At 63.8% G+C, this 2,781-nt stretch carries 3 protein-coding genes; 2 read left to right on the forward strand and 1 reads right to left on the reverse strand.

Translation table 11 applies throughout. From position 1 onward, the window contains the following. Positions 1 to 101: 101 nt before the first annotated feature. On the reverse strand, positions 102 to 1,013 hold the full coding sequence (locus F3H26_RS19180; protein WP_149777562.1) for a hydrogen peroxide-inducible genes activator: 912 nt from the start codon (positions 1,011 to 1,013) through the stop codon (positions 102 to 104). A 93-nt stretch (positions 1,014 to 1,106) separates the two neighbouring features. Between F3H26_RS19180 and F3H26_RS19185 the strand changes: the two genes are divergently transcribed. Both F3H26_RS19185 and F3H26_RS19190 read left to right on the forward strand, forming a co-directional pair. After that, positions 1,107 to 2,069 (forward strand): sodium-dependent bicarbonate transport family permease, encoded by a 963-nt coding sequence (locus F3H26_RS19185; protein ID WP_149777563.1) that lies wholly within the window; start codon positions 1,107 to 1,109, stop codon positions 2,067 to 2,069. 47 nt (positions 2,070 to 2,116) lie between these two features. Further along, on the forward strand, positions 2,117 to 2,704 hold the full coding sequence (locus F3H26_RS19190; RefSeq protein WP_149777564.1) for an exopolysaccharide biosynthesis protein: 588 nt from the start codon (positions 2,117 to 2,119) through the stop codon (positions 2,702 to 2,704). Positions 2,705 to 2,781: the final 77 nt, after the last annotated feature.

Here is a 2,781-nt window from a genome sequence, read left to right on the forward strand (position 1 = left end):
CATTTCATCGGAATTCTCCTTTCCGGCCCAGTTTGCCTTTGTCAAACGGCACGGCAATTGATTTCCACAAGATGGGAGGAAAAAAATCTTGCGGGTCGGCATCATGAGCCCAGCCCCAGCCGCCGGGCCTCGTCCCTGAGCGCCAGAAACAGAAGATCGCCGTCGCTGTTTGGGGACCGTTCCGAACCGTTCCGGATCAGGGCGATTTCACGCCTGGCCGACGGCAAGGCCAATGGCCGAACCACCACCTCCGGGTCGTGCACCGCCTGGCGACCGGCGTAGAGCTGAGGAACGATGGCCACACCCGCGCCTGAAGCCGCCATCATCCGGATCAAATCCAGGCTTGTGCCCTCGTATTCGTCGGAAATCATGCCCCCGCAGTCGGATGCCAGCGCATAGACCATGCGCGCCAGCCGATGGCGCGCGTCAAGCGTCAGGAAAATCCGGCCACGCAGCTCTGCCGGATCCACCGCGCCGCTTCCGCGAGCCAACGGATCGTCCCCGGCCACCAGAATGTACAAGTGTTCAGAGAAGAGCGTTTGCTGCAGCGTTCCGGGATGGTCTTCGGGCGTCGAGATGATCCGGTCGAATCGACCTGATCGCAGCCCCTGTTCGAGGTCTTGCGTCGGCTCCTCACGCACGACCACGCGCAGGTTCGGAAAGTTCTGGTGAACATGGGCGACGACCCTGGGAAGGAGCCACGGCCCGATCGAGGGCAGAACCCCCAGGCGAAGCCGCCCGCCGAACGGAACCTCGCCCGCCACGCTGGCGCGGAGATCTTCGACGGCACGCATGATGCCTTGGGCGCGCCGCACGACCTCGGCGCCCTTGCCCGTCAGTTGCACGCCGGACCGGCTGCGCTCGAACAGGCGCACGCCAAGGTCGCGCTCGACCTCGGCGATCTGGGCGGAGAGGCTGGGCTGGCTGACGTTCAGCGCCTCGGCGGCCGGATTGAAGGGCCCCAGTCGGGCCACCGCCGTTATGTATTCCAGCTGTCGCAAGGTCGGGCGCATCACATAGCCTGAAGCTATCAAAATTACGTTTAGTTTATATTTCCGCTCTCTTTCCGGTCAAGGCATGTGCAGCCAAACGTCACGGAGATTCACATGCAGCACATGCTCGAAACCCTTTCCAACAACCTCCTTGTCCCCACGATCCTGTTCTTTGTGCTGGGATTGATCGCGGCGCTGGCGCGCAGCGATCTGTCGATACCTGCCGGTGCTGCGAAATTCATGTCGCTCTACCTTTTGCTCGCGATCGGCTTCAAAGGCGGCGCGAGCCTTGCCGCGCACGGACCCACGGCCGACCTGTTCGTGGCCATCGGCGTCGGCGTGTTCCTGTCCTTCGCCCTGCCGTTCCTCGCCTATCTGCTACTGCGAATGATGACCAGGCTGGATCCGGTGAACGCGGCGGCGGTGGCGGGCCACTACGGGTCGATCTCGATCGTCACCTTCGTCACGGCGGTGAGCCTTCTGGACCTGACCGGCGTTGCGCATGACGGCTACATGGTCGCCGTTGCCGCCGCGATGGAGGTCCCGGCGATCCTTTCGGCGCTGTGGCTGGTGCATCGCTTTGGCAGCAACGAGCCCAGGACCGACGGACTTGGCCGTGACCTTTTGGCCAACGGTTCGATCGTTCTGCTGACGGGTTCGTTTGCCATCGGTGCCATTACCGGCGGTGAGGGATTGGAACTGATCGCGCCCTTCGTCGTCACGCCCTTTACCGGCATCCTCTGCCTGTTCCTGCTGGACATGGGTCTGGTCGCCGGCGGCAGCCTTCTGGCGCATCGCCGGCTCCTTTCCCCCGGCCTGTTCCTTTTCGGGGTGGTGATGCCGATCCTGGGTGCCCTTTCAGCCTGGGCGCTTGGGTCGGTTGTCGGCATGGCGGGGGGCAACCTGTTCGTGCTGATGGTCCTGGCCGCCTCGGCCTCGTACATCGCCGTGCCGGCAGCGATGCGGATTGCCGTGCCCAACGCCGAGGCCGGCATCTACGTCACCCTGTCGCTTGGGCTGACATTCCCCTTCAACATCACCATCGGCTTGCCCATCTACCTGACATTGGCCTTGTGACGCGGTAGATCGCGGATCATTAGACGCGGCGAGCATAGAGACAGGACGTGGCGACAGGAATCTCGGAACATCTTGAGGCGGTGATTGCCGACCTTGCCGGCGAAGAGGTCACCATTGTCGAGATCATCGCGCGCCTTGGCAACCGCGCGCACGGGCTGGCGATCCTGCTGTTCGCGCTGCCCTGCACGCTGCCGATGCCCTATGGCATCCCGACCGCGTTCGGAACCGCGATCCTGCTGGTTTCGCTGCAACTGCTGCTGTGGCCTGGCCGCAGCCTTTGGTTGCCGCGTTTCCTTGGCGCTCGCACCATCGCGCGCGCCGACCTGCAGCGGATGCTGGACAAGGCGCTGCCGCTGGTCCTACGCCTCGAGCGGCTCACGCATCCGCGGCACGAATGGGCAGCCGGCGCGCTGGGCCGCACGATCACCGCAATCCTTTGCGCGGTCTGCGGCTTCACCATGCTGTTGCCCATTCCGTTCATCGGCAACATTCCCCCCGCGATAGCGGCCACGGCCCTTGCCGTGGGGCTCCTGCAACGGGACGGACTGTTCCTGATGGCGGGTTTCGTGCTTTTCTCCGCAGCCATGGCCATACTGGCGGCGGCATGGTGGGGCATACTCAACGGCGTGACGTGAGGCTTCCTCCAGATACGACATGACAACCGGATTTGAACCAACAGGACCATGAACCAGCCGATGCACCAACCGCCCGC

The organism is Ruegeria intermedia, assembly GCF_900129345.1.
Taxonomy (GTDB): Bacteria; Pseudomonadota; Alphaproteobacteria; order Rhodobacterales; family Rhodobacteraceae; genus Ruegeria; species Ruegeria intermedia.

Bases quoted from the DNA above. Each gene is read 5' to 3' on its own strand.
- F3H26_RS19185 (WP_149777563.1), top strand. From the start codon at position 1,107: ATGCAGCACATGCTCGAAACCCTTTCCAACAACCTCCTTGTCCCCACG.
- F3H26_RS19180 (WP_149777562.1), bottom strand. From the start codon at position 1,013: ATGCGCCCGACCTTGCGACAGCTGGAATACATAACGGCGGTGGCCCGA.